This window comes from Pseudomonas sp. DG56-2 (genome assembly GCF_004803755.1).
Classification (GTDB): domain Bacteria; phylum Pseudomonadota; class Gammaproteobacteria; order Pseudomonadales; family Pseudomonadaceae; genus Aquipseudomonas; species Aquipseudomonas auratipiscis.
The window spans coordinates 4032534-4054764 of sequence record NZ_CP032311.1; the positions used below are offsets into that span (position 1 = coordinate 4032534).

21 protein-coding genes are annotated in these 22231 nt (G+C 57.2%); 3 read left to right on the top strand and 18 right to left on the bottom strand.

Going from position 1 to position 22231, the window contains the following annotated elements; translation table 11 throughout:
* Nucleotides 1-171: 171 nt before the first annotated feature.
* The 9 genes from sucD to sdhC form a co-directional block, all read right to left on the bottom strand.
* The gene (gene sucD, locus D3Z90_RS18475) at nucleotides 172-1056 is read right to left on the bottom strand and encodes a succinate--CoA ligase subunit alpha (protein WP_016393102.1); all 885 of its coding nucleotides are present in this window, start codon (nucleotides 1054-1056) and stop codon (nucleotides 172-174) included.
* Nucleotides 1056-2222, bottom strand: coding sequence for an ADP-forming succinate--CoA ligase subunit beta (gene sucC / locus D3Z90_RS18480; RefSeq protein ID WP_010224674.1), 1167 nt, complete (start codon nucleotides 2220-2222; stop codon nucleotides 1056-1058). Before sucC ends, sucD begins: the two co-directional genes overlap by 1 nt.
* Before the next feature lie 175 nt (nucleotides 2223-2397).
* The gene (lpdA, locus tag D3Z90_RS18485; RefSeq protein WP_136477385.1) at nucleotides 2398-3834 is read right to left on the bottom strand and encodes a dihydrolipoyl dehydrogenase; all 1437 of its coding nucleotides are present in this window, start codon (nucleotides 3832-3834) and stop codon (nucleotides 2398-2400) included.
* Nucleotides 3835-3939: 105 nt separating this feature from the next.
* On the bottom strand, nucleotides 3940-5160 hold the full coding sequence (odhB, locus tag D3Z90_RS18490) for a 2-oxoglutarate dehydrogenase complex dihydrolipoyllysine-residue succinyltransferase (protein ID WP_136477386.1): 1221 nt from the start codon (nucleotides 5158-5160) through the stop codon (nucleotides 3940-3942).
* A gap of 42 nt (nucleotides 5161-5202) precedes the next feature.
* On the bottom strand, nucleotides 5203-8034 hold the full coding sequence (locus D3Z90_RS18495; protein ID WP_136477387.1) for a 2-oxoglutarate dehydrogenase E1 component: 2832 nt from the start codon (nucleotides 8032-8034) through the stop codon (nucleotides 5203-5205).
* 246 nt (nucleotides 8035-8280) lie between these two features.
* Entirely contained in the window at nucleotides 8281-8985 is a 705-nt protein-coding gene (locus D3Z90_RS18500; protein ID WP_045188779.1) for a succinate dehydrogenase iron-sulfur subunit, read from the bottom strand.
* 12 nt (nucleotides 8986-8997) lie between these two features.
* The gene (gene sdhA / locus D3Z90_RS18505; protein WP_136477388.1) at nucleotides 8998-10770 is read right to left on the bottom strand and encodes a succinate dehydrogenase flavoprotein subunit; all 1773 of its coding nucleotides are present in this window, start codon (nucleotides 10768-10770) and stop codon (nucleotides 8998-9000) included.
* A gap of 3 nt (nucleotides 10771-10773) precedes the next feature.
* A complete protein-coding gene (sdhD, locus tag D3Z90_RS18510) occupies nucleotides 10774-11142 on the bottom strand; it encodes a succinate dehydrogenase, hydrophobic membrane anchor protein (RefSeq protein ID WP_128324478.1) in 369 nt (122 codons plus the stop codon).
* Complete coding sequence (gene sdhC, locus D3Z90_RS18515) at nucleotides 11136-11522, bottom strand: succinate dehydrogenase, cytochrome b556 subunit (protein ID WP_178084192.1); 387 nt, start codon at nucleotides 11520-11522, stop codon at nucleotides 11136-11138. The genes sdhD and sdhC overlap by 7 nt, the downstream gene beginning before the upstream one ends.
* Nucleotides 11523-11872: 350 nt before the next feature.
* Between sdhC and gltA the strand changes: the two genes are divergently transcribed.
* The 3 genes from gltA to D3Z90_RS18530 all read left to right on the top strand — a co-directional run bounded on the left by gltA (nucleotide 11873) and on the right by D3Z90_RS18530 (nucleotide 14823).
* Nucleotides 11873-13162: a citrate synthase gene (gltA, locus tag D3Z90_RS18520; RefSeq protein WP_136477389.1), complete on the top strand. Its 1290-nt coding sequence runs from the start codon at nucleotides 11873-11875 to the stop codon at nucleotides 13160-13162.
* A gap of 236 nt (nucleotides 13163-13398) precedes the next feature.
* Nucleotides 13399-14160: a hypothetical protein gene (locus D3Z90_RS18525; RefSeq protein ID WP_136477390.1), complete on the top strand. Its 762-nt coding sequence runs from the start codon at nucleotides 13399-13401 to the stop codon at nucleotides 14158-14160.
* 27 nt (nucleotides 14161-14187) lie between these two features.
* A complete protein-coding gene (locus D3Z90_RS18530) occupies nucleotides 14188-14823 on the top strand; it encodes a hypothetical protein (RefSeq protein WP_136477391.1) in 636 nt (211 codons plus the stop codon).
* 56 nt (nucleotides 14824-14879) lie between these two features.
* Here D3Z90_RS18530 and D3Z90_RS18535 read toward each other — a convergent pair whose 3' ends face one another.
* The 9 genes from D3Z90_RS18535 to D3Z90_RS18575 all read right to left on the bottom strand — a co-directional run bounded on the left by D3Z90_RS18535 (nucleotide 14880) and on the right by D3Z90_RS18575 (nucleotide 21848).
* On the bottom strand, nucleotides 14880-15485 hold the full coding sequence (locus D3Z90_RS18535; protein WP_136477392.1) for an START domain-containing protein: 606 nt from the start codon (nucleotides 15483-15485) through the stop codon (nucleotides 14880-14882).
* A 32-nt stretch (nucleotides 15486-15517) separates the two neighbouring features.
* Complete coding sequence (locus D3Z90_RS18540; protein WP_136477393.1) at nucleotides 15518-15772, bottom strand: YkgJ family cysteine cluster protein; 255 nt, start codon at nucleotides 15770-15772, stop codon at nucleotides 15518-15520.
* Nucleotides 15773-15900: 128 nt separating this feature from the next.
* Nucleotides 15901-16287 (bottom strand): translation initiation factor 2, encoded by a 387-nt coding sequence (locus tag D3Z90_RS18545; RefSeq protein ID WP_256658254.1) that lies wholly within the window; start codon nucleotides 16285-16287, stop codon nucleotides 15901-15903.
* 127 nt (nucleotides 16288-16414) lie between these two features.
* On the bottom strand, nucleotides 16415-17860 hold the full coding sequence (locus D3Z90_RS18550; RefSeq protein ID WP_136477395.1) for a PLP-dependent aminotransferase family protein: 1446 nt from the start codon (nucleotides 17858-17860) through the stop codon (nucleotides 16415-16417).
* Nucleotides 17861-18059: 199 nt separating this feature from the next.
* The gene (locus tag D3Z90_RS18555) at nucleotides 18060-18851 is read right to left on the bottom strand and encodes an OmpA family protein (protein ID WP_136478998.1); all 792 of its coding nucleotides are present in this window, start codon (nucleotides 18849-18851) and stop codon (nucleotides 18060-18062) included.
* Nucleotides 18852-18865: 14 nt separating this feature from the next.
* Nucleotides 18866-19219 carry a DUF4398 domain-containing protein gene (locus D3Z90_RS18560; RefSeq protein ID WP_136477396.1) on the bottom strand — a complete coding sequence of 118 codons (354 nt, stop codon included), beginning with the start codon at nucleotides 19217-19219 and terminating at the stop codon, nucleotides 18866-18868.
* 9 nt (nucleotides 19220-19228) lie between these two features.
* The gene (locus D3Z90_RS18565; protein ID WP_168198487.1) at nucleotides 19229-20053 is read right to left on the bottom strand and encodes a transporter substrate-binding domain-containing protein; all 825 of its coding nucleotides are present in this window, start codon (nucleotides 20051-20053) and stop codon (nucleotides 19229-19231) included.
* Nucleotides 20054-20168: 115 nt separating this feature from the next.
* Nucleotides 20169-21098 carry an electron transfer flavoprotein subunit alpha/FixB family protein gene (locus tag D3Z90_RS18570; protein WP_136477397.1) on the bottom strand — a complete coding sequence of 310 codons (930 nt, stop codon included), beginning with the start codon at nucleotides 21096-21098 and terminating at the stop codon, nucleotides 20169-20171.
* Nucleotides 21099-21848: an electron transfer flavoprotein subunit beta/FixA family protein gene (locus D3Z90_RS18575; protein ID WP_136477398.1), complete on the bottom strand. Its 750-nt coding sequence runs from the start codon at nucleotides 21846-21848 to the stop codon at nucleotides 21099-21101.
* Nucleotides 21849-22231: the final 383 nt, after the last annotated feature.

The window sequence follows — 22231 nt, forward strand, 5'->3', positions numbered from 1 at the left end:
CTGCGCATGGCTGCCTGACGAGTTGTCCGATGTGCGAAAAAGTTTGTCGCCTCGATGACAGCAATCCGGGTGTCACTTGGTAACACCCAACTACACTAGCCATCACCAATTGATGCCGTGCAAACGCAAAAAGGCCACCCGAAGGTGGCCTTTTTGTTTACTGAGAAGCTATTACTTCTTGGCTTCCCAGCCGGTCAGTTCGGCCAGGGCCTTGCCGATGTCTGCCAGCGAACGCACGGTTTTCACACCCGCGTCTTGCAGCGCAGCGAACTTCTCGTCTGCAGTGCCTTTGCCGCCGGAGATGATTGCACCGGCGTGACCCATACGCTTGCCCGCAGGAGCGGTAACACCAGCGATGTAGGAAACGACAGGCTTGGTCACGTTAGCCTTGATGTAGGCAGCGGCTTCTTCTTCAGCCGAACCGCCGATCTCGCCGATCATGACGATCGCCTCGGTCTTCGGGTCTTCCTGGAACAGTTTCAGGATGTCGATGAAGTTCGAACCTGGGATCGGGTCACCACCGATACCAACGCAGGTGGACTGACCGAAACCGGCGTCAGTGGTCTGCTTGACCGCTTCATAGGTCAGGGTGCCGGAACGGGAAACGATACCGACCTTGCCTGGCAAGTGGATGTGACCTGGCATGATGCCGATCTTGCACTCGCCCGGAGTGATGACGCCTGGGCAGTTAGGGCCGATCAGGGTAACACCCAGCTCGTCGCACTTGACCTTGGCATCCAGCATGTCCAGGGTAGGAATGCCTTCGGTGATGCAGACGATCAGCTTGATGCCGCCGAACGCAGCTTCCAGGATCGAATCTTTGCAGAAAGGAGCTGGAACGTAGATGACCGAAGCGTCAGCACCGGTAGCCTCAACGGCTTCCTTGACGGTGTTGAACACCGGCAGGCCCAGGTGAGTGGTACCGCCTTTGCCTGGGGTCACGCCGCCAACCATCTTGGTGCCGTAGGCGATGGCTTGTTCGGAGTGGAAAGTACCCTGCGAGCCGGTGAAGCCCTGGCAGATGACTTTGGTGTCTTTATTGATCAGGACGCTCATTACTTGCCCTCCGCAGCTTTGACAACTTGTTGAGCAGCGTCGGTCAGGCTGGTTGCAGCAATGATGTTCAAACCGCTTTCTGCCAGTACTTTAGCACCCAGTTCAGCGTTGTTGCCTTCCAGGCGAACAACAACCGGTACCTTAACGCCGACTTCTTTCACAGCGCCAATGATGCCTTCGGCAATCATGTCGCAGCGAACGATGCCGCCGAAGATGTTGACCAGTACGGCCGCGACATTGCTGTCGGACAGAATGATCTTGAAGGCTTCGGTAACGCGCTCTTTGGTAGCACCACCACCTACGTCGAGGAAGTTGGCTGGCTTGCCGCCGTGCAGGTTGACGATGTCCATGGTACCCATGGCCAGGCCAGCACCGTTGACCATGCAGCCGATGTTGCCTTCCAGGGCCACGTAGTTCAGCTCGAAGCTGGCTGCGTGAGCTTCACGAGGATCGTCTTGCGACGGGTCGTGGAAGGTTTTCAGCTTAGGCTGACGGTACATGGCGTTTGCGTCGATGTTGATCTTGGCATCGAGGCAGTGCAGGTCGCCGTCGGCCTTGATGACCAGCGGGTTTACTTCCAGCAGGGCCAGGTCGTGCTCTTTGAACAGCTTGGCCAGGCCGACGAAAATCTTGGCGAACTGTGCAACTTGCTTGCCTTCCAGACCCAGCTGGAAAGCCAGTTCACGACCCTGGAATGGCTGAGCGCCAACCAGTGGATCGATAGTAGCCTTGATGATCTTCTCAGGAGTCTCGTGAGCGACTTTCTCGATATCCACGCCACCTTCGGTGGAGGCCATGAATACGATACGACGGCTCGAACGATCTACTACAGCGCCCAGGTACAGCTCTTTGGCGATGTCAGTGCAGGATTCAACCAGGATCTTGGTCACTGGCTGACCGTTGGCGTCGGTCTGGTAGGTTACCAGACGCTTGCCCAACCACTGCGCAGCGAACGCCTTGGCGTCTTCTTTGCTGCGAACCAGCTTGACGCCGCCCGCTTTACCGCGACCACCGGCGTGAACCTGGGCTTTGACAACCCACTCGGTGCCACCGATTTTGTCGCAGGCTTCTGCGGCAGCTTCTGGGGTGTCGACTGCGAAACCCTTGGAAACTGGCAGGCCGTATTCAGCGAACAGCTGCTTACCCTGATACTCGTGAAGATTCATGCTTTTTACCGTCTTCGTTAGGTACTGCGCTTCGGCGCTGCGCTCTTTTGGAGTGCCGCGCCACCTGTGACCACATGCCCCCGGTATGCTCCGGGAGTTCGAGTCCGGCGGACTTTCCGCGGTGAGTCATGCACGCAAGACTCACGACGGGCCACCCGCCGTGGTTTCTTATTGTTTAACGCTTCTTACGGTTGGCTACGTGAATGGCACCGCCATTCACTGCCAGTGCGGCTTCATGCAGCGCTTCGGACAGGGTCGGATGGGAGAAAACCATCATGCCCAGGTCTTCGGCGCTGGTGCCGAATTCCATTGCGATTGCACCCTGCTGCACAAGTTCGGCAGCCGATGGGCCAATTACATGTACACCCAAAACGCGGTCGGTCTTGGCATCGGCGATAACCTTGACGAAACCACCGGTATCGTTGGCAGCCATCGCACGGCCGCTGGCCGCGAACGGGAAGGTGCCCACGTTAACCTCAACGCCTTCAGCCTTCAAGGACTGTTCGGTTTTACCTACCCACGCGATTTCCGGGTGAGTGTAGATAACCGATGGAATCAGGTCGTAGTTCATCTGGGCTTTGTGGCCCTTGATGCGCTCGACAACCATGATGCCCTCTTCCGAGGCTTTATGGGCCAGCATCATGCCACGAACGACGTCGCCGATGGCGAAAACGCCCGGTACGCTGGTCGCGCAATGATCATCAACGAAAACGAAACCACGCTCATCGATGGTTACGCCGCTGTCAGCTGCCAGCAGATCGGTGGTCACCGGACGACGGCCGACTGCAACGATCAGCTTGTCAAAGGTGATCTTCTGCTCGCCGTTGGCATCGGTGTAGGTCACTTCGACTTCTTCGCCGTTGACCTTGGAGCCGGTAACGCGAGCGCCCAGCTTGATGTCCAGACCTTGCTTGGTCAGGGTTTTCAGGGCTTCCTTGGAAACGGCAGCATCAGCAGCCATCAGGAAGGTATCCAGTGCTTCCAGAACAGTCACTTCTGCACCCAGGCGAGCCCAGACCGAACCCAGCTCCAGACCAATAACACCGGCACCGATAACGCCCAGACGCTTAGGTACGGCTTGGAACTCCAGGGCACCAGTGGAGTCGACGATGACGTTCTGGTCGACCGGCGCCGGCGGAATGTCGATCGGACGCGAGCCGGAAGCCAGGATCACGTTTTCGGCTTCGATGATTTCAGTGGTACCGTCAGCCTTGGTGACTTCGACTTTCTTGCCAGCCAGCAGCTTGCCGTGACCTTGGATCGAAGTAACGCCGTTAGCCTTGAACAGGGTGGCAACACCGCCGGTCAGGTTCTTGACGATGCCAGCTTTACGGCCAACCATCGCAGCGACGTCCATTTTGACTTCGCCAGTGGAGATGCCGTGGACGTTGAAGCTTTCTTTGGCTTCCTTGTACTTCCAGGAGCTGTCCAGCAGCGCCTTGGACGGAATGCAACCCACGTTCAAGCAGGTGCCGCCGAGGGCCAGTTTACCCTCACCGTCAGTGTACTTCTCGATACAGGCAGTGCTAAGACCGAGTTGCGCAGCCTTGATGGCAGCTACGTAGCCGCCAGGACCTGCACCAATCACCACAACGTCAAATTTTTGCGTCATTCAAAAAATCCTCTTTCAAGCGGCAAGCAGTAAGCTGCAAGCCACAGGCTAAAGCGCATACCTTACAGGCTTGGCGCTTGTAGCCTGCCGCTTGCAGCTGCTCAATCAGATATCCAGCAGCAGACGAGCTGGGTCTTCCAGCAAGTTCTTGATGGTCACCAGGAAGGTCACTGCCTCTTTACCGTCGATCAGGCGGTGATCGTAGGACAGTGCCAGATACATCATCGGACGGATAACGACCTGACCGTTAACGGCCATAGGACGCTGGATGATGTTGTGCATGCCCAGGATAGCAGCCTGTGGCGGGTTGACGATCGGAGTCGACATCATCGAACCGAAGGTACCACCATTGGTGATGGTGAAAGTACCACCGGTCATTTCGTCGATCGACAGCTTACCGTCACGCGCCTTCTTGCCGAAGGTGGCGATGCCGTTTTCGATTTCAGCCAGGCTCATCAGCTCGGCGTTACGCAGAACCGGTACCACCAGGCCACGGTCGCTGGAAACGGCAACGCCGATATCCGCATAACCGTGGTAGACGATGTCGGAACCGTCGATCGAGGCGTTGACAGCCGGGAAGCGCTTCAGTGCTTCGGTAGCAGCCTTGACGAAGAACGACATGAAGCCCAGGCGGACGCCGTTGTGGGTCTTCTCGAACAGGTCCTTGTACTTCGAACGCAGGGCCATGACTTCGGTCATGTCGACTTCGTTGAAGGTGGTCAGCATGGCCATGTTCGACTGTGCTTCAACCAGGCGCTTGGCCACGGTTGCACGTACACGGGTCATCGGCACGCGCTTCTCGGTGCGATCGCCAGTAGCAACGATCGGCGCGGCGGCGGCAGCGGCAGGCTTGGCGGCAGGCGCGGCAGCCGGAGCGTTTTTCTTCGCTTCGATGGCAGCGACCACGTCTTCCTTGGTGATGCGACCGTCTTTACCGGTGCCCTTGACGCTGTTCAGCGCGATGCCGTTTTCTTCGGCCAGCTTGCGAGCAGCGGGAGCGCCGATGGCGTCTTCGTCCGACGCAGCGGCAGGAGCAGCAGCAGCCTGTGCAGGTGCAGCGGCAGCGGCTGGAGCAGCGGTAGCGACACCACCTTCTTCGATCGAACCCAGGACTTCGTCGGACAGGACGGTTTCGCCTTCGCCCTTGACGATAGCGCCCAATACGCCGTCGGCAGTAGCCAGGACTTCCAGAACGACTTTGTCGGTCTCGATGTCGACGATCAGCTCGTCACGCTTGACGGCTTCACCCGGTTGTTTGTGCCAAGTGGCAACGGTGCCATCGGCAACCGATTCCGGGAAAGTAGGGGCTTTGATCTCGATAGCCATTATCAGTGGTTCCTTAAATTCGGTTTCTAGTGCGCGATGGCATTAAACAGTGAAGGCATCTTGCAGCAGTTTTTCCTGCTGCTCGGCGTGCATCGAAGCGTAACCACAAGCAGGCGCTGCCGAAGCATCACGACCGGCGTATTCCAGAACCAGCTCTTTATTGTGGCGGGTCAGGATACGACGCATGTGGTGCTGGCTGCTGTACCAAGCGCCCTGGTTCATCGGCTCTTCCTGGCACCACACCACATCCTTGAGATTGGTGTACGGCGCGAGGATCTCGACCAGATCGTCCTCAGGGAACGGATACAGTTGCTCGATACGCACGATAGCGATGTCTTCACGGCCTTCGGCGCGACGTTTTTCCAGCAGATCGTAATAGACCTTGCCGCTGCACAGGATCAGGCGAGTGACGTTTTTCGGATCGAGGGTATCGATTTCCGGGATCACAGTCTGGAACGAGCCTTCGGCGAGATCTTCCAGCGTCGAGATGGCCAGCTTGTGGCGCAACAGCGACTTTGGTGTCAGAACGATCAGCGGCTTGCGCAGCGGACGAATAACCTGACGACGCAGCAGGTGGTAGATCTGAGCCGGCGTAGTCGGTACGCAAACCTGAACGTTGTGCTCAGCGCACAGCTGCAGGTAACGCTCCAGACGTGCCGAGGAGTGCTCTGGCCCCTGCCCTTCATAACCGTGAGGCAGCAGCATGGTCAGACCGCACAGACGGCCCCACTTGTGCTCGCCACTGGTGATGAACTGGTCGACAACTACTTGGGCACCGTTGGCGAAGTCGCCAAACTGAGCTTCCCAGATAACCAGCGCATTTGGCTGGGTAGTCGAGTAACCGTATTCGAAAGCCAGAACCGCTTCTTCGGACAGGAACGAGTCGTACAGGTCGAATCGTGGCTGGCCTTTGTACAGGTTCTGCAGCGGGATATAAGTGCTGGCGTCCTTCTGGTTGTGCAACACCGCGTGGCGGTGAGAGAAGGTGCCGCGACCGATATCCTGGCCCGTCATGCGAATCGGGTGACCTTCGAATGCCAGGGTGGCGTAAGCCATGGTTTCGGCGTAGCCCCAGTTGATTGGCAAGCCACCGGCCTGCATCTTCTGGCGATCTTCGTAGATCTTCGAAACCTGACGCTGTACCACGAAGCCTTCTGGCAGCTCCAGCAGCTTGGCCGACAGTTCTTGCAGGGTCTTCAGGTCGAAGCGAGTGTCGTGACGCGCAGTCCAGGCGTGGCCCAGATACGGACGCCAGTCAACGAACAGCTCTTTGTTCGGCTCTTTGACCAGACTTTTCACGACATGCAGACCGTTGTCCAGCGCATTGCGGTACTCGTCGACCTTGGCCTGAACGCGCTCAGCGTCCAGACGACCCGACTGGGTCAGGGCCTCGGCATACAACTCGCGAGTCGTGCGCTGCTTGGCGATCTGCTGGTACATCAGCGGCTGGGTGCCATTGGGCTCGTCCGCCTCGTTGTGGCCGCGACGACGGTAGCAGACCAGGTCGATAACCACGTCACGCTTGAACTGCATGCGGTAGTCGACAGCCAGTTGGGTCACGAACAGCACTGCTTCCGGGTCATCACCGTTGACGTGCAGGATCGGCGCCTGAATCATCTTGGCAACGTCGGTGGCGTACTCGGTGGAACGCGAGTCCAGCGGGTTGCTGATGGTGAAACCAACCTGGTTGTTGATCACGATGTGCACAGTACCGCCGGTCTTGAAACCGCGGGTCTGCGACATTTGGAAGGTTTCCATGACCACGCCCTGACCGGCGAATGCCGCATCACCGTGGATGGAGATCGGCAATACCTTGTCGCCAACACTGTCGTTACGACGGTCTTGACGGGCGCGCACCGAGCCTTCAACCACTGGCGAGACGATCTCCAGGTGCGAAGGGTTGAACGCCATGGCCAGGTGAACTTCACCACCGGCGGTCATTACGTTGGAAGAGAAGCCCTGGTGGTATTTAACGTCACCGGAACCCAACTCGACCTTTTTCTTGCCTTCGAACTCGTCGAACAAGTCACGCGGGTTCTTGCCGAAGGTGTTTACCAGCACGTTCAGACGACCGCGGTGGGCCATGCCGATAACAACTTCTTTAGTACCGTAAGAGCCGGAGCGCTGAATCAACTCGTCCAGCATTGGAATGAGGCTTTCACCACCTTCCAGACCGAACCGCTTGGTGCCCGGGTACTTGGTGCCCAGGTATTTCTCCAGGCCTTCTGCTGCCGTCACGCGCTCAAGCAGGTGACTCTGGACATCTGCAGAGACTGCCGGGCGACCACGAACGCTCTCCAGACGCTGCTGGAACCAGCTGCGCTGCTCGGAGTCGACGATGTGGGTAAACTCGGCGCCAATGGTGCGGCAATATGTCTGCTGCAAAGCGTCGAAGATTTCGCGTAGGCTCGCTTCCTCTTTGCCGATGAACAGGTCGCCGGCACGGAAGGTCGTATCAAGATCGGCATTGGTCAAGCCGTAGTGATTGATCGACAGGTCTACTGGCGCAGGGCGCTGCCACAACCCCAGGGGGTCGAGCTTGGCAGCCTGGTGGCCGCGCATACGGTAGGCCTGGATCAGTCGCAGTACTTCAACCTGCTTCTTCTCGTGTTCACTGCTCACGCTTCCGGCGGAAACCGGTTGGGCGCGGCGCTGGTTCTTTGCCAGCAGTACGAAATGGTCGCGGATTGTCGAGTGCGATACATCGGTAGCGGTGCTGCCTTCGGCGGGCAACTTCTGGAAGTAAGTGCGCCACTCTTCTGGCACAGCGTTAGGGTCGTGCAGGTAAAGCTCGTAGAGCTCTTCCACATATGCAGCGTTACCACCTGAAAGGTGGGCGCTTTCCCACATGCGCTGCATCACGCTTTCTTGCATGCTTGGTCACCCTCGATTAGGGGACGGATCGGCGAGAACCACAGCGTGCCTGGAAAAGTCCGAATGCAGCGACCGAACCAAGCCACCAAGAATCTCACAGATTTTCCGGGTACCAGCCCGGAAGCCCCTGCTGGTCTCATATCTTCATAGGTAAAAGCTTGGGCTTTTTGGGCCCTCGCTCGGGTTTCACCTTGGTGCGGGCAAGGGCCCGCACCTCGGTGTGCTACGGGTACAACACTTTTAAAATCAGGTACCGCTTTGCAGCAACATGTTACGTACGTGACCGATTGCCTTGGTCGGGTTCAAACCTTTAGGGCAAACGTTTACGCAGTTCATGATTCCGCGGCAACGGAATACGCTGAACGGATCGTCCAGAGAAGCCAGACGTTCCTGGGTCTTGGTGTCACGGCTGTCGGCCAGGAAACGATAAGCCTGCAACAGTGCAGCTGGACCGAGGAACTTGTCAGGGTTCCACCAGAACGATGGGCAGGAAGTCGAGCAGCAAGCGCACAAGATGCACTCGTACAGACCGTCCAGCTTTTCACGCTCTTCCGGCGACTGCAGACGCTCGATGGCCGGAGCCGGCGTGTCGTTCTGCAGGAATGGCTTCACCTTCTCGTACTGCTTGTAGAAGATGCTCATATCAACGACCAGGTCACGAATGACTGGCAATCCAGGCAGCGGACGGATGATCAGCTTGTTGCGCTTGACCACTGCCGACAGCGGCGTGATGCAGGCCAGACCATTCTTGCCGTTGATGTTCATGCCGTCGGAGCCGCAAACACCTTCGCGGCAAGAACGACGATACGAGAAACCTTCATCCTGTTCTTTGATCAGTGCCAAGACATCCAGCACCATCAGGTCTTTGCCACCGGTATCGACCTGGAACGTCTGCATTTTCGGCGCAGAGTCGGTATCGGGGTTGTAACGATAGACTTCGACTTGCAACATAGCGACCACCCCTTAGTAAGTCCGGACTTTTGGCTCGAACGCCGGTACGGTTTTCGGTGCGAAGTTAACGGCGCGCTTGGCAACACGCTTCTCGCCCGGGAAGTACAGGGTATGGCACAGCCAGTTTTCGTCGTCACGGTCTTCAAAGTCTTCACGGGCATGAGCACCGCGGGATTCTTTACGAACTTCTGCAGCGATTGCAGTGGCTTCAGCGACTTCCAGCAGGTTCTGCAGCTCCAGCGCTTCGATACGCGCGGTGTTGAAGGCCTGGGATTTGTCGTTGATCTTGACGTTGGCAATGCGTTCACGCAGTTGCGCCAGCTGCTCGATACCCTTCTGCATGTATTCGCCAGTACGGAATACACCGAAGTAGTTCTGCATGCAGCTTTGCAGCTCGCGACGCAAGGTAGCGACGTCTTCGCCAGTGTTGCGCTCGTTGAGCTTTTTCAAACGGCTCAGGGCAACATCGATGTCGGTATCGCTGGCGTCGAGGTACTCGATACCGTCGCTCAGCGCTTTTTCCAGGTGCAGGCCAGCCGCACGACCGAAAACAACCAGGTCGAGCAGCGAGTTGCCACCCAGACGGTTTGCACCGTGAACCGATACGCACGCCACTTCACCTACTGCGAACAGACCAGGAATGATCTGGTCTACGCCGTCGGCGTCCTGGGTCATCGCCTGACCATGAATGTTGGTGGCGACGCCGCCCATCATGTAGTGGCAGGTTGGAACAACAGGAACCGGAGCAACGACAGGGTCGACGTGAGCGAAGGTCTTGGACAGCTCACAGATGCCTGGCAGGCGACTGTGCAGCACTTCCTCGCCCAGGTGATCGAGCTTGAGCATCACGTGGTCGCCGTTAGGACCACAGCCGTTACCGGCAATGATCTCTTTAACCATGGAACGGGCCACAACGTCACGACCTGCAAGGTCTTTGGCGTTGGGCGCATAACGCTCCATGAAACGCTCGCCGTGCTTGTTGATCAGGTATCCACCTTCACCACGGCACCCTTCGGTAACCAGTACACCAGCGCCGGCGATGCCAGTCGGGTGGAACTGCCACATTTCGATGTCCTGGACCGGCACGCCTGCACGCAGGGCCATGCCGATACCGTCACCGGTGTTGATCAGGGCATTGGTGGTGGACGAGTAGATACGACCTGCACCACCAGTAGCCAATACGGTGGCCTTGGCTTTGATATACAGGGTTTCGCCGGTTTCGATGCAGATTGCGATCACACCAACGAACGCGCCTTCCTGGTTTTTCACCAGGTCAACCGCGTAGTACTCGTTCAGGAACGTAGTGCCTGCCTTCAGGTTGCCCTGGTACAGGGTGTGCAGCAGTGCATGACCGGTACGGTCGGATGCAGCACAGGTACGGGCAGCCTGGCCACCTTTACCGAAGTCCTTGGACTGACCGCCGAATGGACGCTGATAGATACGGCCGGTTTCGGTACGCGAGAACGGCAGACCCATGTGGTCCAATTCGAAGACCGCAGCCGGGCCTTCCTGACACATGTATTCGATAGCGTCCTGGTCACCGATATAGTCGGAACCCTTGACGGTATCGTACATGTGCCAGCGCCAGTCATCGTTCGGGTCGGCCGAAGCGATGGCACAGGTGATACCGCCCTGGGCCGATACAGTGTGCGAACGGGTCGGGAAGACCTTGGTGATCACGGCAGTCTTGTGACCGCCCTGGGCCAGCTGCAGCGCAGCGCGCATGCCGGCACCGCCGCCACCAACGATGATGGCGTCGAATGAAATCGTAGGAATGTTAGCCATGAATCAGATACCCCAGAGAATCTGCACACCCCAGACGAAGTACGCAAACATCGCGACACCACATACCGCCTGGAACAGGAAACGTACAGCAGTCGCCGACTTGCCCAGCGCCATCGGCGTCAGGTAGTCGGTAGCAATGGTCCACATGCCGACCCAGGCGTGAGCGCCCAGGGCAACGAGGGCCAGCAGACTGAAAATACGCATCGCGTTGTTGGAGAACAGACCGTGCCACTGGGCATAGTCGATGCCCGGGTGCGCGGCGAGGTATCCGATCAGGAAAATGAAATAAGCCGCGAGAACGACCGCAGAAACACGCTGCGCCATCCAGTCATAGAGGCCCGAACGCGAGAGGTTCGTGACGTTGGTTACCATATCCAAACTCCTGCCAGCACGATCAGCACCACGGAAATGGCGATGATGATTTTCGAGCCCAGTCTTCCGCCTTCCAGCGTTTCACCGATGCCCATGTCCATGATCAAGTGGCGCACACCGGCTACCAAGTGATACAGCAAAGCGGACAGGAGGCCCCATGCAACGAATTTGGCCAGCGGACTGGTCAAGCACGCCTTCACCTCGGCAAAACCTTCCTCGGAAGCCAGAGATTGATCCAATGCATAAAGCATGATGGCCAAGCCCAGGAAGAGGATGATGCCGGAAACACGGTGAAGAAATGACGTAACGCCGGTAATGGGGAGTTTGATGGTCCTTAGGTCTAGGTTTACAGGTCGTTGGCTTTTCACGGCTTTTTTCACACTGAAGAGCCCCTAGCAAGCAGGGCAAAGTTGTTGGTAAGTGTACTGGTCAGGTACCCACCACCCAGGGAGTGACGACCCCAGCAACACGGGCTTGCAAGCCCCTGGCGGTCGGGTGCCGATTATAGACAGTTAGGCTACTAATGACAACGCAAGCCCCTAGCCCAAATAGCGCATTGCCTTTAGCTGATAAAAGGCGTAAACGGGCGGCAATTTCGAGGAAAAACCACGCCAAAGCCCCATTACAACCGTGCTTTAGGCAAATTGACATTCGAATTTATCTCACTATAGTGGTGCGGGCCCTGCGTGGGGGGTCTGTCTGATGATTTCAAGCATTAATAGGAGGCCACATGGCTGACAAAAAAGCGCAGTTGGTCATCGAGGGCGCAGCCCCCGTCGAGCTGCCCATTTTAACCGGCACCGTTGGTCCCGATGTTATCGACGTTAGAGGGTTGGGGGCCACGGGTCACTTCACTTTCGACCCTGGTTTCATGGCGACCGCGTCCTGCGAGTCGAAGATCACTTATATCGACGGCGACAAGGGTATCCTGCTGCATCGCGGCTATCCAATCGAGCAACTCGCCGAACAATCCGATTACCTCGAGACCTGTTACCTGCTGCTCAACGGCGAACTGCCGAATGCCGAGCAGAAGGCCCAGTTCGTCAGCACCGTGAAAAATCACACCATGGTGCACGAGCAATTGAAGTCCTTCTTCAACGGCTTTCGCCGCGACGCTCACCCAATGGCCGTCATGTGCGGCGTGGTTGGCGCACTTTCGGCGTTCTACCATGACTCGCTGGACATCAATAACCCGCAGCATCGCGAAATTTCCGCGGTTCGCCTGGTCGCCAAGATGCCGACCCTGGCAGCGATGGTCTACAAGTACTCCATGGGCCAACCCATGATGTACCCGCGCAACGACCTGTCGTACGCAGAAAACTTCCTGCACATGATGTTCAACACCCCGTGCGAGATCAAACCGATCAGCCCGGTGCTGGCCAAGGCGATGGACAAGATTTTCATCCTCCACGCCGACCACGAACAGAATGCCTCGACGTCCACCGTGCGCCTCGCCGGCTCCTCGGGTGCCAACCCGTTCGCCTGTATCGCTGCCGGCATCGCTGCTCTCTGGGGCCCCGCTCACGGCGGTGCCAACGAAGCAGTACTGACCATGCTCGATGAAATCGGCGATGTCTCGAACATCGACACATTCATCGCCAAGGCCAAGGACAAGAACGATCCGTTCAAGTTGATGGGCTTCGGTCATCGCGTTTACAAAAACCGCGACCCACGTGCCACCGTGATGAAGCAGACCTGCGACGAAGTTCTGCGCGAGCTGGGCATCAAGAACGATCCGCAGCTGGAACTGGCCATGCGCCTGGAAGAGATCGCCCTGACCGATCCTTACTTCATCGAACGCTCGCTGTACCCGAACGTCGACTTCTACTCGGGGATCATCCTCAAGGCAATCGGCATTCCGACCAGCATGTTCACCGTGATCTTCGCCCTGGCGCGCACCGTCGGCTGGATCTCGCACTGGAAAGAAATGCTCTCCAGCCCGTACAAGATTGGCCGTCCTCGCCAGCTGTACACCGGCTACGAGCAACGCGACATCGTCAAGCTGGAAGACCGTAAGTAAGCCTCGCGCCGAACACGAAAAAGGCTGCCCTTGGGCAGCCTTTTTTATGTGCTTGATTTTTTCATCAATGAAACACAGTTTCGAAGTGCCCGTAGATTTTTGGCAACTGTACCGATTAATTCATTCTTATTCGATCACGGAAAGCGTTCCAGCTGCCGGCCTTTTCGCCAAATCGAGAGCATTGTCCCGCGCAACGTCAACGCGCACTCAATCTCCTCGATATAAGGAACGCAGAAATGGATATCCAAACCAGCCTGAACTACCTGGAGCAACTGCATCTGCCAGCGCCGCGCCTAACCAGGTCGGCACTGCAGAGCACTAGAAATGCAGCGCCATTACAAGCAGATACCGTCGACAGCGCCGCAGGCATCCAAGACAACAAACTGATCACCTTTACATCCAACCTCGACACCAAATACAAAGAAGTCGTCAAATACTCAACCCAGATTGCACAACGCGCGGCCAACGCCAAGCACGACATGCTGACCGAGCGCATGGACTGGTATAACACTTACATCGAGACCTTACGCCATGCAGGGTGGATTGGCTCTGACAACAAACTGACTGAGTATCATGGCGCCGACCTCGACGTAACCATGGAATCAGTGGCTCTCGAACTCATCCAATTGGCAGCCGGCCCCAACGCAGCGCTGCTGCTGGAAATCACCAATGCTGCAATCAGCACGCTCAAGGGCGACAACGAGCTCTCGCTGAAATTGCAGAAGGCTTCGGTCCGCGGCAAATCAGGCACGTTCGACATTCTGCCCTGCTTGCAGCGCGATGATGACGTTGTGATGTATGACCACTCAATGGTTTTCGAGCACTCAACCACAAGCGGCAGTTTTTTGTTCTGGGATTGGTCACTGAAAGAAGTTGATCTTCAACACGTAGCCAACGAGTGGACACTGAACTATTCGCACTATCAGCAAGTCGAGGCGGGGATCAAAAAAGCGCTGGGCGAAAGCTCCAACAGTTTCTTTGAAAACATCAAACTATGATGACCCACCGGTTATCGAGGGGACATCATGAACGAGGTCACCGCTAGACTGTTCAGAGTTGCAGGCACGATATTTATCACCCCACCCAACCCGAACGCGACAAACCTGCGGGACATGCTTGACTGTGTCCTACTCGCACAACTCTACGCCAACAAGCAGTACGACCCCTTCGACACCCCTGAACTTTGGCGAAAAATCGCTAACAAAACCATTAATCAGCTGGGCTGGATCGTCACTGGATCTGAGAGCACCACAGAGGTTGCCAAAGCGCCTTTCTCCCTCAACTCGGTCGCCTCCGCGACCCTGGACAAACCGGATGGCATACAACTGGAGGCAGCGCTTATGCAGCTATCACAAGCATGCAAAGACTCCCTTAAGCCTTACTGCCTGAGGAAACGCCCGCACATGACGGAAGCTCGAATAAGCGTTGCCGTAGCGCTTGCGACCAATCAGCTACTACTCAACACCGTGAGCTTCGATGACGATGATGTCTTTACAGGCGACTGGCTTAACCAAAAACACAGCGCATCACCCCATCAATCGGCGTACATTCGAGTAAACAGCAGCACCTTGACCCTTGTAGCTGACTACTCATCGATACGCAACGAGGTCATCACCAAACTGGGAAGCCACCGCACACAGGAGATCGAACGGATCGACTAAACGCCTTCGCCATAATCCCGCGCCTGGCCCCCAGATGGGGCCAGGACTACCTTGTTTCAGGGTCTTTCCGCTTTAGCCTTCAACGCTTTCAAGGTATTGAAAGGCGCATCCACGACGAATTTGTTCGCAACCATTGAAGGCACGCTACCACCTGGCTCAGTGTGAACCTGGTAGGTCACCTCGGTTCCGCCGTCTTTAGGTGTCAACTTCCAGAAGCCTTCGACTTTGGTTACACGTACGAAGCCCTTTTCTTCCGGCAGGTACTTGGGCACCCCTTCGAGCTTACGGGTCAAGCTGCCATCGGCGTCTTCGGTGGTGGTGACGTGCAAAATGGAATCACGCGGCGTAACCGGCCATGGGGTGTTGAACTGCGTGTAGGTCCAACTCTGGTCACCCTCGGCCTTGAGCAGCTTTTGCGACTTGCACTCGTGAATCCAGGCGCAAGCACCTACGACGTCTTCCTGCAGCGCTTTGATTTTTGCCAATGGCGCTTTGATCAGCGTCACGCCGCGATACGCCTTGTATTCGGAACCGGCAACTTCGCCCAGCGAGACCTTGATGCCGTCTTCGTCCTTGGCCACCTTCCAATCTTCGGCCTGAACCATAGGCGCGAGCATAGCGCTCAACCCGAAAATCACTGCAATGCGCTTAAACGATCCCATTGTGTTGTTCCTTATTGTCGAAGACCTGCGTTTCAAGCTGCCGTCACTTGCTCCAACCACCCAAGAATTCTTATCGCATCATCGCGATCACTGCCGCAGACATCCACATCGGCCTTGAAACCGCCACATACCGCGGGGCGCTCAGGCTTGCCAAACAACCCACAAAGATTGATCACGGACAGATGCAGACAGCGCTCCCCCGCCGGCTTGCCTTTGGGCATACCCGGAATCGGAGAGCTGATGGACGGTGCGATGCAGCAAGCGCCACATCCTTCACGACAGTTCATGAAAACAGAATCCTCGGTACAGCAAATGATGAATGAACCCGGATAGTACCCGCTTAAACGGTCGTTTGAAATTACTGGCAAGATGAAAAATCACGCCGTCACTCATGACCAACGAGTCAGTTCGGCAACTACTGGCGGAACTCGAATTCGATCGCGGCGCCTTCGATATCCTGGCGGGCATCGTTACGCAACTGTAGCTGCATTTCGTTACTCAGCAGCCTGCCGTTGAGCTGGAACGGGCTGTCTGAAGGCGGCTTTTCACCAAACAGGTACGGCAGAAGTGGCTTGGGCGTGGTCACCGTATCCTGGGTTACCGGCTTGAGATCCTTGACCATTTCAGTCGGTAATCGCAGATCGAGTTTTGCCTCTGGCAGCGGTGCTGGAGCTGCCTTGCCCTTTTTTGCAGCTTTATGGTGGACTGGCTTCACCTGCTTTTTAGTCACCGGGGCAGGCTTGGCTTTAGTTGCAGTGTTTGCGTGCTTCGTCACCCCATCGGCAGGTGAGGTCTGGGCCATCACAGCACCGGCGCAAGGCATAAGCCCCAGCAGACAAAGGAGGACAACCCGAGTCAAGGCTTTCATAGTTACCGAACATCGTCCGCAAAATATGCATATGCTCCTCGCTCCCGAGAGGGCTGGCAAGCTAGAAATAATTGGCCGCACCCGACTCCTGACACAGCTGGCTGGCCAACATACCCAGGGTCATCAGAGCTCGCTCCGCCTCACGATTCCAGGGAATACCGCAGTTCAGGCGAATACAGTGGTTGAACTGTTCGGTATTACTGAAAATCAACCCAGGTGCAATGCTGATGCCTTGCTGCAGCGCGCGCACATGCAGCTCCTGGGTATTGACCCGGCCAGGCAGGCTGACCCACAGAATGAAACCTCCTGTCGGCCGGGTCATCTGCGTACCTTCAGGAAAGTGCTGCTGCACCGCCAGCTGATAGGCACTGAGGTTTTTTCGGTACTCCTGTCGGATATATCGCAAGTGTCGGTCGTAGCCACCATTCTCCAGGTAGGAAGCAACACCCATCTGGGTAACGCTGCAGGCGGAATGTGTTGTGAACGTCTGCAAACGCTGGATTTCGGCCTGGTACTTACCGGCAATCATCCAGCCGATGCGCACGCCAGGCGATAACGTCTTGGAAAAACTTGAGCAATAGATCACCCGGCCCAGGCGATCGAACGCCTTGAGAGCCTTGGTCTTGCCCTGCTCGAACATGAGTTCACCGTAAATGTCGTCTTCCACGATCTGAATGTCGAAGTCCGACGCCAAACGCAGCAACTGTTTCTGCCGATCTTCAGGAATCGTGCCGCCGAGCGGGTTACTCAACCGGGACGTCAACACCAACGCCTTGACCGGCCATTGATTCGCCGCTAACTGCAGGGCCTCCAAACTGATCCCTGTAGATGGATCACTTGGAATTTCGATGACCTTGAGCCCGAGAAGATCGGCCAGCTGCAACAACCCATAATAAGTTGGCGATTCGGCAGCAATCAGGTCACCTGGCTTGGTCAACACCCGAAGCGACATCTGCAACGCATCGACACAGCCGTGAGTAACCACCACTTCACTGGGGTCGACCACCACGCCCGCATCACGCATACGAATGGCGATCTGCCGGCGCAAGGGCTCGAACCCAGGACTGAACATGTAGCTGAAGGCCCGAGGGCTGTGAAACCGGGTGACCTTGGCCAACTGCTGGTGCAGCGCTCGCACCGGCAAATAGTCAACGTGAGGCACCGCCGCACCGAAGGGAAACACGCCGTCGCGCCGCGCTTCAGCCAATACTTGCTGAATGATGCTGCTGCGCGTGACCAGGCCGGGTCGCTCTACGCGAGCGATGTCCGGGGTCTGCGCAGTCAATGCGGGGGTCTGGTGAACGTAATAACCAGACTGCGGGCGCGCACGGATCAGCCCCTGATCCTCAAGGTTGGCGTATGCCTGCAGCACCGTGGCGTGACTGACATTGAGCTGCGAACTCATTTTTCGCACTGACGGCACCCGCTCACCCGGCTGATAGACGCCACGCCGAATGTCTTCGGCCAGTTGCTGGGCGATACGCTGATAAAGCAGCAGGTTGGTCATGATCGGTTCTCGACACGCAGGCGATGTAGTTATTGTTGTATGACTCGAATATCAAGCCAGAATACCGTAACAGTTGCAAAGTGTACTGGGACAGATTGCAGAATAGTCGACAATACAGTTGCGTGACAGCCCCACTGTTCGTTTCGAACGCCCACAAAAAAACCCGGTGAGGGAAAGCCCACCGGGTTTCTCAAGGGGTTCAGCGCGCGGCGCCGAGCTTGCCCTTTTCGTCGGAAAAAACGATTTCCACTCGACGGTTCTGCGCCCTGCCCCGCTCCGAAGCGTTGGCCTCGACCGGGTACTGATCGCCGTACCCTTCAACCTGGATACGTTTCTCGTCCACCCCAAGATCGACCAGCATATCCGCAACAGCCTGCGCGCGGTCACGGGACAACTTGAGATTGTCGTCCGAAGCACCGGTGCTATCGGTGTACCCTTCGATGCGCACAACGCGCTTAGGGTTGAGTTGCAGGAACTGCACCAGCTTGAGGACGGTGCGATTGGCCGAGTTTTTCAACTCCGCACGACCGGTATCGAATAGCACGTCACCCAGTGTCATGACCAATCCGCGATCACTCTGGGTGGTCGCCAGACTGACGATCTGCGCCTCCAGCCACTTGCCCTGCTGCTGTACACTGGCAAGCTTGGCCTCCCGTAACGCCAACTGCAGGCGCTGACGCTCCAGCTCAAGCTTGGCCAGGCGCTCCTGGTTGAGTACCAGGTTACTGTGCTCACGCGCGATATCACTGTAGCGCTGGCTCAAGTAAGCATAGTGGCGAACATCGGATCCCGTTCCCAGATAACTGGACAAGCGATCTGCCCGCGCCAACGACTCACCCGCGCGAATGACATCACGCGGCGCACTGCGCAACACGTCGGAGTCGTCCTTGACCGTCTGGAATTTGGCCGCCGCTTCGTCGAGTGCCGACTCGCTGCGCTGGCTGGCGCAACCTTGCAGGCCGACAAGTCCGACCAGCAGCAAGGCTGCCATAGGTTTGATTGCAGTCACGGTTGCTCTCCCAACTGTTTACGCAGGCGATTGACCCGCGACTGCAGCAGATCGAGCTGCTCTTTACTCTTGCTGGTCAACACCCGTGCTTCGGCCAGGCGCGCATCGAGTTCGGCCTGTTCAGCGCGCATGCGCGCATCACGATAGGATTCGTTGCTCATGTTGACCTGAGCTCGGGCCATTTTGTCTTCGGCCATCTTCAGCTCTGGTACCTCATCGGTCGCACCGACAGCCTTGGCTTGCGCCAGCGCCTGCTCGGAGAGGCGCAACTGTTCATTAGGAGCCGGGTCATTGGCGCATCCAGCCAGGGCCAGCAGCGCCACGGCGGCAAATAGTGAATGAATTCTCACACAATCTTCCTACTGTTTAGGGGCATCCAACGGTGCCTGCATCTGCGCCTTCCAGCGCTCGACGTTGCGTTGCAGTACCGTTTGGGACACGCCGGAGGCCGGCAATTCTGTCAGTTTTTTTGCCAGTTGTCCGCGCAACCAGGCGTCATTGCATGCGGAATTATGCGATAGCGCCAGATAAAGCCCGGGTCGGTCCAAAGGCAAACCGCGAGCGATTAGCGCGTTGCTCATGCCCAGACTCTGGGCCATTGCCATACCGGCGTAGCGTCCAGCCAATACGTAGTCGACCTGCCCCAGCAACAACTGCTGAAACGCCTGGGTCAGGTTCTGCGCCGGCGCAATTTTCAGTTGGCTCTTGGCATAGGATGAAAACTCGGGGGTCATGCGCGCTTTTTCCGAAACACTGCCCTGGTAGTGCTGCAGGTCGGACAACGTATCGTAGACAACCGACGAATCGTGGCGAGTCCAGACCACATACTCGTTGCTCAGCAACGAAGGGTGGATGTAATCCACAGCGGTGAGTTCGGCCACCGTGAAAGGCGAATCGATCAGCAGGTCCACGCGCCCACTGCGTACCTCTTCCAGCGCATCACTGCGCGTACCGCTGTCGAGCACCTCGACCTTCAGGCCCAGTTCCCTGGCGACCTGCTTGAAAAGGTCGACGTTAGCGCCGATCAGGTGCTTGGGGTCTTGCGGGTCGCGCCATGAATAAGGCGGAGCATCCGGGCTGCCAGTGGCCACCAGACGCTCGCATTTACCTACCGCCCAAACCTGCAATGGCGTCAGCAACGCAGCGACCATCAGCGCCGGGGTCATTCGGCCAAGCCATCCCATGCAACAACTCCCTACCCTTTTTACCCTGAATTAAAAAGCCCGATCGACCGGGCTGTGCAAGGCTTGCTCGCACAGCCCGAATGGATCGGGCTCTTTTATAAGTGAAGCGGCTGGATTAAACCAGCTTCTCCAGCTCAGGTACTGCTTCGAACAGGTCAGCGACCAGGCCGTAATCGGCAACCTGGAAGATCGGCGCTTCTTCGTCCTTGTTGATCGCAACGATCACTTTGGAGTCTTTCATGCCGGCCAGGTGCTGGATCGCGCCGGAGATACCGACGGCGATGTACAGCTGTGGCGCAACGATCTTGCCGGTCTGGCCGACCTGCATGTCGTTCGGTACGAAACCGGCGTCGACCGCGGCGCGCGAAGCACCTACTGCAGCGCCCAGCTTGTCGGCCAGTGCGTACAGATGCTTGAAATTGTCGCCGTTCTGCATGCCACGACCGCCGGAAACGACGATTTTGGCAGCAGTCAGTTCAGGACGATCGGACTTGGCCAGCTCTTCACCAACGAACGCCGACTTGCCAGCGTCGTGAGCAGCAGCAACAGCCTCGACCGCAGCCGAACCACCTTCAGCAGCAACGGCGTCGAAACCGGTGGCACGCACAGTGATAACTTTGACCGCAGCGTTCGATTGCACGGTGGCAATGGCGTTACCGGCATAGATCGGACGCTTGAAAGTGTCGGCCGATTCAACCGCGATGATCTCGGAAATCTGGTCAACGTCCAGCAGCGCGGCGACGCGTGGCAGGATGTTCTTGCCGTTGGAGGTGGCAGGCGCCAGTACGTGACTGTAGCCCTTGCCCAATTCGGCGACCAGTGGTGCGACGTTTTCTGGCAGTTGATGGGCGTAGGCGGCGTTGTCGGCGACCAGCACCTTGCCAACACCAGCGATTTTCGCGGCGGCTTCAGCAACACCACCCACGTTCTGGCCTGCGACCAGTACGTGAATATCACCACCGATTTTCGCGGCGGCAGCAACAGTGTTCAGAGTGGCCGGGGCTACGGCACCGTTTTCGTGTTCAGCGATAACCAGGATAGTCATTTAGATTACCTTCGCCTCGTTCTTCAGTTTCTCGACCAGTTCAGCAACCGACTTGACCTTGATACCCGCGCTGCGTGCAGCTGGCGCTTCGACTTTCAGGGTCTTGTTGGTGGAGGCGGTGGAAACGCCCAGCGCGTCTGGAGTAACGGTCTCCAGCGGCTTCTTCTTGGCCTTCATGATGTTCGGCAGCGACGCATAGCGCGGCTCGTTCAGGCGCAGGTCGGTGGTGACGATCGCAGGCAGGCTCAGCGCTACAGTCTGCAGGCCGCCGTCGATTTCACGGGTGACGTTGACCTTGTCGCCAGCGACTTCAACCTTGGAGGCGAAAGTACCCTGGGCGAAACCAGTCAGCGCAGCCAGCATCTGGCCGGTCTGATTGTTGTCGCTGTCGATGGCTTGCTTGCCAAGGATCACCAGCTGAGGCTGTTCCTTGTCGACGACAGCCTTGAGCAGCTTGGCCACGGCCAGCGAGGTCAGCTCGTCTGCCGACTCGACCAGCACCGCACGATCAGCACCCAGTGCCAGGGCAGTACGCAATTGCTCCTGGGCAGTGGCAGGGCCGACGGTAACGACGACGATCTCGCTCGCCACGCCTTTTTCTTTCAGGCGTACGGCTTCTTCTACGGCGATTTCGCAGAAGGGGTTCATGGACATCTTGACGTTAGCAAGGTCGACGCCGGAGTTGTCCGCCTTGACGCGAACCTTGACGTTATAGTCGACCACTCGTTTGACAGCTACAAGAACCTTCATGGATTCCTCGTTACTCTCCGGTGAAAAGAATGTCGCCTGGGGCAAACCCGGCGATTGCGCGTGGGTACAAGGGCACCTCTAAAAACGATTGCAGCCGATAGAATTTAACCCTGACCCAGCAGTCTCAATTCGACCATGTCGCAGCAAAACCCATGGGTCATTTTCTGTCGTGGCGTGTAAACTCCACTACAAAGCGGGCCGAAGCCCTGCTGCCCTGCTTTTCGCCTGGTTTTTAGGGGTGTACCTGCATCCTGCGGTCAGCCTACGGCGAGCGCAAAACCGCTCGTATCTTGACCGTAACGCCCAATCCGGTCAATACGGCAATCCGGCCAGATTCACGCCGCGCGTCTTTGATTTTACTGGCCTGCGGCAAATTCAAACAA

Bases quoted from the DNA above. Each gene is read 5' to 3' on its own strand.
- sucD (WP_016393102.1), bottom strand. From the start codon at position 1,056: ATGAGCGTCCTGATCAATAAAGACACCAAAGTCATCTGCCAGGGCTTC.
- sucC (WP_010224674.1), bottom strand. From the start codon at position 2,222: ATGAATCTTCACGAGTATCAGGGTAAGCAGCTGTTCGCTGAATACGGC.
- lpdA (WP_136477385.1), bottom strand. From the start codon at position 3,834: ATGACGCAAAAATTTGACGTTGTGGTGATTGGTGCAGGTCCTGGCGGC.
- odhB (WP_136477386.1), bottom strand. From the start codon at position 5,160: ATGGCTATCGAGATCAAAGCCCCTACTTTCCCGGAATCGGTTGCCGAT.
- D3Z90_RS18495 (WP_136477387.1), bottom strand. From the start codon at position 8,034: ATGCAAGAAAGCGTGATGCAGCGCATGTGGGAAAGCGCCCACCTTTCA.
- D3Z90_RS18500 (WP_045188779.1), bottom strand. From the start codon at position 8,985: ATGTTGCAAGTCGAAGTCTATCGTTACAACCCCGATACCGACTCTGCG.
- sdhA (WP_136477388.1), bottom strand. From the start codon at position 10,770: ATGGCTAACATTCCTACGATTTCATTCGACGCCATCATCGTTGGTGGC.
- sdhD (WP_128324478.1), bottom strand. From the start codon at position 11,142: ATGGTAACCAACGTCACGAACCTCTCGCGTTCGGGCCTCTATGACTGG.
- gltA (WP_136477389.1), top strand. From the start codon at position 11,873: ATGGCTGACAAAAAAGCGCAGTTGGTCATCGAGGGCGCAGCCCCCGTC.
- D3Z90_RS18525 (WP_136477390.1), top strand. From the start codon at position 13,399: ATGGATATCCAAACCAGCCTGAACTACCTGGAGCAACTGCATCTGCCA.
- D3Z90_RS18530 (WP_136477391.1), top strand. From the start codon at position 14,188: ATGAACGAGGTCACCGCTAGACTGTTCAGAGTTGCAGGCACGATATTT.
- D3Z90_RS18535 (WP_136477392.1), bottom strand. From the start codon at position 15,485: ATGGGATCGTTTAAGCGCATTGCAGTGATTTTCGGGTTGAGCGCTATG.
- D3Z90_RS18540 (WP_136477393.1), bottom strand. From the start codon at position 15,772: ATGAACTGTCGTGAAGGATGTGGCGCTTGCTGCATCGCACCGTCCATC.
- D3Z90_RS18545 (WP_256658254.1), bottom strand. From the start codon at position 16,287: ATGGCCCAGACCTCACCTGCCGATGGGGTGACGAAGCACGCAAACACT.
- D3Z90_RS18550 (WP_136477395.1), bottom strand. From the start codon at position 17,860: ATGACCAACCTGCTGCTTTATCAGCGTATCGCCCAGCAACTGGCCGAA.
- D3Z90_RS18555 (WP_136478998.1), bottom strand. From the start codon at position 18,851: ATGGCAGCCTTGCTGCTGGTCGGACTTGTCGGCCTGCAAGGTTGCGCC.
- D3Z90_RS18565 (WP_168198487.1), bottom strand. From the start codon at position 20,053: ATGGGATGGCTTGGCCGAATGACCCCGGCGCTGATGGTCGCTGCGTTG.
- D3Z90_RS18570 (WP_136477397.1), bottom strand. From the start codon at position 21,098: ATGACTATCCTGGTTATCGCTGAACACGAAAACGGTGCCGTAGCCCCG.
- D3Z90_RS18575 (WP_136477398.1), bottom strand. From the start codon at position 21,848: ATGAAGGTTCTTGTAGCTGTCAAACGAGTGGTCGACTATAACGTCAAG.